This window comes from Chloroflexota bacterium (assembly GCA_014360805.1).
GTDB lineage: Bacteria > Chloroflexota > Anaerolineae > DTLA01 > DTLA01 > DTLA01.
Map to the genome: position 1 here is coordinate 1 of JACIWU010000129.1, position 5,869 is coordinate 5,869.

Annotated in this window: 7 protein-coding genes; 3 read left to right on the forward strand and 4 right to left on the reverse strand. The window is 68.2% G+C overall.

All coding sequences use genetic code 11. The features are described from left to right. Positions 1–200 precede the first annotated feature (200 nt). Genes H5T65_13705 through H5T65_13715 form a run of 3 tightly spaced genes read left to right on the forward strand, consistent with a single transcriptional unit; the run spans position 201 to position 2,769 of the window. Positions 201–845, forward strand: coding sequence for a TetR/AcrR family transcriptional regulator (locus tag H5T65_13705; GenBank protein MBC7260284.1), 645 nt, complete (start codon positions 201–203; stop codon positions 843–845). Between the two features lie 56 nt (positions 846–901). Continuing rightward, positions 902–1,630 carry an ABC transporter ATP-binding protein gene (locus H5T65_13710; protein MBC7260285.1) on the forward strand — a complete coding sequence of 243 codons (729 nt, stop codon included), beginning with the start codon at positions 902–904 and terminating at the stop codon, positions 1,628–1,630. Then, positions 1,627–2,769 (forward strand): ABC-2 transporter permease, encoded by a 1,143-nt coding sequence (locus H5T65_13715; GenBank protein MBC7260286.1) that lies wholly within the window; start codon positions 1,627–1,629, stop codon positions 2,767–2,769. Before H5T65_13710 ends, H5T65_13715 begins: the two co-directional genes overlap by 4 nt. A 226-nt stretch (positions 2,770–2,995) precedes the next feature. Here H5T65_13715 and H5T65_13720 read toward each other — a convergent pair whose 3' ends face one another. From H5T65_13720 to radC, 4 genes are all read right to left on the reverse strand, one after another. After that, on the reverse strand, positions 2,996–3,355 hold the full coding sequence (locus H5T65_13720; GenBank protein ID MBC7260287.1) for a hypothetical protein: 360 nt from the start codon (positions 3,353–3,355) through the stop codon (positions 2,996–2,998). A gap of 362 nt (positions 3,356–3,717) precedes the next feature. Beyond that, entirely contained in the window at positions 3,718–4,221 is a 504-nt protein-coding gene (locus H5T65_13725; GenBank protein MBC7260288.1) for a nitroreductase family protein, read from the reverse strand. Then, entirely contained in the window at positions 4,214–4,720 is a 507-nt protein-coding gene (locus tag H5T65_13730; GenBank protein ID MBC7260289.1) for a hypothetical protein, read from the reverse strand. Before H5T65_13730 ends, H5T65_13725 begins: the two co-directional genes overlap by 8 nt. A gap of 38 nt (positions 4,721–4,758) precedes the next feature. Next, positions 4,759–5,469: a DNA repair protein RadC gene (gene radC, locus H5T65_13735; protein ID MBC7260290.1), complete on the reverse strand. Its 711-nt coding sequence runs from the start codon at positions 5,467–5,469 to the stop codon at positions 4,759–4,761. Positions 5,470–5,869 lie beyond the last annotated feature (400 nt).

Consider the following 5,869-nt stretch of genomic DNA (forward strand, 5'->3'; position numbering starts at 1 on the left):
CCCCTTCGGGGCTTGGCCCGTTCAGCCCGATGCTTCAGCGTCGGGCGGACACGCGCACGGCCACTGTGAGCAAATCCATGATCCCCTGCGCGCCCTCGGCGTCCTCGGCGGTGAAATCCGGCGCGCCCGCGCGCGATTTGACGCGCCGATTCTCTTCGCGTATAATGTGAACGAACGCTCGTTCATACGGAGGCGCGTCCGTGGACCATCGTGCGACCGTCGCCAGGGGCGAACACACCCGGCAGGCCATCCTGGCCGCCGCCAAAGACCTGTTCATCCGCCAGGGCTACGCCGCCACCACCATGCGCCAGGTTGCGCGGGCCGCGGGCATCACCGTGGCCGCCATCTACAACCACTTCCCCGGCAAGGATGCGCTCTTTGACGCCGTGCTCCGTCAGGCGGCCCCGCTGGACGAGATAGCGCAACTCCTGACCCCGCCGGAGGGCCGCACCGCCGAGGCCGCCCTGGCCGACCTGTTCCGTGGCGCGCTGGACCTCCTCGCTGTCCACGGGGACTACATTGCCCTCGCGCTGATTGACGCCCAGGAGCGGGGCGGCGCGACGCTGGCCGCCCTCATCCCGCGGGTGTTCCCGGGGTTCATGGCGCTGCACGATGCGCTGGCCCGCGCCGATGCCGCCAGCCTGCGCGATGTCCCTCCCTTCATATTTAGCCGAGCGCTGATCTGCATCCTCATAGGGTACGCCTTCACCGAGCGCATCCTCCGGCTGCGGCCCGTCCTCAACCTACCCGAAACCGACTGGGCCACAGCGCTGGCCGACGTGTTCATGCACGGCGTGCTGAAAGGCCAGGATTCGGGCATCGCCGACAACGAGGTGCGGCCATGATTCGCGACCATCATGTGGCGTGGGACAATCCCAACTCTCTCAAGGAGCAAGGGCTTATGGATGTCATTGTGGAGACAAGCGCCATTCGCAAGCACTTCGGTTCGGTCCGCGCCGTGGATGGCGTGGACATGGCGGTGCGGTCGGGCGAAATCTACGGTCTCCTCGGGCCGAACGGCTCGGGCAAGACCACCCTCATCCGCCTCCTCGTGGGCCTGCTGCGGCCTTCTGGCGGCAGCGCGCGCGTCCTGGGGCGCGTCGTGCCCGACAAGGCCGTCCTGGCGCAGGTGGGCTACATGCCGCAGGCGAACGCCCTGTACGAGGACCTGACCGTGCGCGAGAACATCGCTTTCTTCGGCGAAATGTGCGGCGGCGTCTCCCGACGCAGGGTGGACGAACTCATCGCCCTGGTGGACTTGGGCGACCGCGCCGACAGCCTCGTCCGCACCCTGTCGGGCGGGATGAGGCAGCGGACTTCACTGGCCTGTGCGCTCGTCCACAAGCCGCGCCTCCTCCTGCTGGACGAGCCGACCGTTGGCGTGGACCCGCAACTGCGCGTGGCCTTCTGGGACTACTTCCGCCAACTGGCCCGAGACGGCGCCACCCTCATCGTTTCCAGCCACGTGATGGATGAAGCCGAGCGGTGCGACCGCCTGGGGTTCATGCGCCAGGGTCGGCTTCTGGCCGAGGGGACGGCCCGCGACCTGCGCGAGAAGGCCGGCGCCGATACCCTGGAGGAGGCCTTCATCCACTTCGCCGAGCGGGGCCTGGAAGGAGGACAACCATGAGCGCCGGGCGCATCTTCGCCATCGCCCGCCGCGTCATAAGGCAGATTCTCCGCGACCACCGGACGGTGGGATTGCTCCTCGTGGTGCCCACGGTGCTGCTGACGCTGGGCGCGATCCTGTTCCGGGCCGAGCCTGCGCCCATGTCGCTGGGCATTGCCAATCGGGATCAGCCCGTGGCCGTGCCCATGGCGGCGCGCCCCATCGCCATCGGCGAGCAGATCGCCGCCCAACTCGCCGCCGACAGCGTATTCCGGGTCCGAGAGGTGAGCGAGGGGGAAGCCGACGCCCTTTTGCGCGATGGCGCGGTGCAGGGCGTGCTCGTCTTTGCCCCCGACTTCTCCGCGCAGTTCGTCCGCAACCGAAAGGTGGCGCTGGACTTGCGCCTGGAGGGATCCAACCCCGGACGCAGCGCCGCCATTGCCGCGCGCGTAACGCAGGCCGCCATCCGCGCCCTGGCCGGCATGGCCGCGGGCGGCTCCCAGGGCGCGGAACTGCCCGTAACCCTCAACGCCACCTACCTCTACGCCGGCTCCCAATTTGACACGTTGGACTTCGTCGCGCCGGTGTTCCTGGGGTTCCTGGCGCTGTTCTTCGTGTTCCTGCTCACGTGCGTCTCATTCCTGCGCGAGCGGGCGCAGGCCACCATGGAGCGCCTGCTGGCCACGCCGGCGAGCCGCGCCGAAATCGTCCTGGGCTACATGGGCGGGCTTGGGCTGTTCGCCCTACTGCAGGTAACCGTCATCCTGTGCTTCACCATCTGGGTGCTGAAGATTCACTACCTGGGGAGCCTGGCGCTGCTGTTTCTGGTGATCGCGCTGCTGGCGGTGGTGGCTGTAAGCCTGGGGATTCTGGCGTCGGCATTCGCCCGCAACGAGTTCCAGGTGGTGCAGTTCATCCCGCTGGTCATCTTCCCGCAGGTGTTGCTAGGCGGGACGATCTGGGCCGTGGAGGAGATGCCGTCGTACCTGCAGCCGTTCGCGTATGTACTCCCGCTGACCTATGCCAACCGCGCCCTGCGCGACGTGATGCTGAAGGGCTGGAGCCTTGGCGACATCTGGCCGAACCTGCTGATTCTGGCCGCGTTCGCCGTTGTGCTCACGCTGCTCGGGGTGCGCACAATGCGCCGCGACGTGGCGTAGCGCGGGATCTCACGCCGGCCCGCCGAACGCATGGGGCGCGGGGACGTTGCCGGGCTGCGTCCCCACGACGATGGAGCGCAGGTTCCGCTCGCGCCCTTGTCATACGGCTCGGCCAGCGCCATCTCCTCCGACTGCCAGCCGACTTCCAGGCCATGGCCCGTCTTGTGGACGCGCAGTACCCTGGGGGATACAAACGTTGGGGGTGATCTCGGTCAGGCGGTCGGCGTCAGAAAGGCGGAATCCACGTATCGCCCAGGAACCCAAAGGCATCCTCCTCGCTCACAGAGGCGGCGGTAGCCCGGTCGCTCATGGCCGCGCGGCACGCCTTGAGGAACAGCATGGCCTCGGCCAGCAGCGGACGCAGGGCGCAGCGTTCCGAGCCCTCGGGCAGCATCCGGTAGTGTTCCATGACCAGCGTCAGGCGGTAGTAGAACAGGCCGAACTCCAGCCACTGCAGCCGGTGCGGACAGGCGTCCAGCCCCAGATACTGGGCGACCTGCCGCCGAACGAGCGCGCGCCTGAACGCGACCCACTCGCGCTCGGTGTCTATGCGGAATTCGGGATAGACCTTGCCTGACCATGCCATGGGCGCAGTGTAGCAGACAGCGCGCGGCTGTCAAGTGCAACTGGCTTTGGGCGCACGGCATCCGCGAATTACATGAATCCACGCGAAGGGTACTACGCCCGATGCTGAAGCGCCGGGCTGAAGGGGCGAAGCCCTGTGGACTGCGGTCATCCACGAATCCACGCGGGGATAGGCCCGAAGGGGCTTCGCTCCTTGAGCGCGGGGGCTTAGCCCCGCGCAGGGCCGCGCCATCCCTCACCCTTGCTCTCTCCTGCGGCGGGAGAGGGAACGGCCCGCCACCGCGCGCCGTTTCCCCCTTCTCGCCCCGCCAGCGGGGAGAGAAGGGGGCGCAGGGGGATGTGAGGGGTACACCCCCCGCGTGGTTACCGGCCCCCGTACCGGTCGTAGTGCACCTTGGCCGCATCGTACTGCGTGCGCGGCGGCTTGCGCTCGGCGGGGTGGCCCACCGGCACCAGGCACAGCACGCGCCGGTCATCGGGGATGCCCAGCGCCTTGCGGACGTGCTCCTCGCGTTCGCGGCGGGGGTAGATGCCCACCCACACCCCGCCCAGGCCCAAGGCCGTCGCCGCCAGGAGCAGGTTCTGCGTCGCGGCGGACGTGTCCTCCACCCAATGGTCGGAGTGTCGCGGGTCGCCGAGCACGACGAACACCACCGGCGCGTCGGCGGCCATGTACGACCACGAATGGGTGGCCGCCAGTTGCCGCCGCAGTTCCGCATCGCGCACCACGACGAATTCCCACGGCTGCGCGTTGTTGGCCGATGGCGCCGCCATGGCCGCCTCCAGCATCGCCCGCACTTGCTCGTCGCTTACCGGCTCGGCCGTGTACTTGCGGATGCTCCTTCGCGCCTTGATGAGATCAAGCATCTACCACCTCCTCGCTCGGCGGGGTGCCGGCCTTGCGCGTTGGGCCGAAAATGGCCCCCGCCAGCGCGCCAAGCCCCACCGCCGCCAGAAATTGCACGCCGCAGCACAAGCCGTTGCCCAGCGTTACGACCCCAGGCGCGAACAGCGCATACGGGTCAATGCCCATCTGTCGGAGCGTGTCCAGCATCTCGGTCGGCAGGTTGCGCACCACGTATTCCGCGCCGCCCAGCACCGAATAGGACACCGCCGACACGATCATCCAGGCGATCCCGCCGATGGCGCCAGCGACGGCTCCTGCCACCGCGCCTGCAGATGCGCCATCCCCTGCTGTGCACGGCGCGGGCATCCAATAGGCGGCCAGCGCGCCCGCCACTGCGTAGGCCAGCAGCATCAGCGGCACCGTGATGCACTGCAGGCATGGGATGAAGGTCGTGAACGCCAGGATCGCCGCCACGCCTCCACCCACGAGTCCCGCCTTTACTCCTGCTTTGCCTGTCATCGGATTGCCTCCCTGTGAAATAGCGTCTACGCGGCCGTTCAGAACCCCAGCCCGCGCTCTTTCAGGCTCACAAACCGCCCGCCGCCGATGATGACGTGATCCAACAGCGTAATGCCGAGCATGTCGCCAGCCTGGCGAATCTGCGCCGTGATTTGCACGTCCTCGCGCGACGGGGTCGGATCGCCCGACGGATGATTGTGCACGACCACCATTGCCGCCGCGCCCGTCCGCACCGCATCGCGGAACAGGTCGCCCAGGCGCACGTCCACCCCGTCCAGCCGCCCCACGTACACGGTCTTCGTCTCCTGCACGCGGTTCTTGGCGTCCAGCAGCAGCACCCGCAGATGCTCCTGTTCCAGCAGCGACATGTCTGCCTGCACCAAGTTGACCACATCGCGGGGCGACTGGATTTGAGGGCGCTCGGCGGGCGATTCCACGCTCATGCGCTTTCCCAACTCCAGCGCGGCCAACACCTGCGACGCCTTGGCCTCGCCCACGCCTTTCAGCGCGGCCAACTCTCGGGCGCTGGCCCGCGCCAGACCGCGCAGCCCGCCAAATCGCGTCAGCAGGGACTGTGCCAGTTCCAGCACGTTCTGCCCCCGCACCCCCGCCCGCAGGACGATGGCGAGAAGTTCGGCATTGGACAACGCGCCCGCCCCATAGTGCATGAGCCGCTCGCGTGGCCGCTCGGACGTGGGCATCTCCTTGATGCGCGGGTGGTACTCTATGCCGTCGGGTTGTTCCGCCATGTGCCGCTCCAGGACGTAGGATCGCGCGCCGCGGGGCAGAAGCGCACGGGAAACCGCCCTGCCCTCTGCCGAAAGGATAGCAGAAGGCGGTACGTCCTGTCAAGGTGCGCGGCGGATTCCACCGCCGAGGATACGGAGTGCGCGGAAAACGTATGTTCGCGGGCTGGGGTCATCCACGAATTACACGAATCCACACGAAGGGTACTACGCCCGATGCTGAGGCATCAGGCTGAAGGCGCGAAGCCCTGCGGGCTAGGCCCAGCCCCCGAAGGGGGCTTCGCTCCTTGAGCGCGGGGGTTCAGCCCCGCGCGGGCACACGCGCACGCGCTTTCGCGGCGTTACTTCTCCTTCGAGTACGTAGCGCGCCTCACCCGGGGCGGCGAGGGCGGCGGGCGGGGGG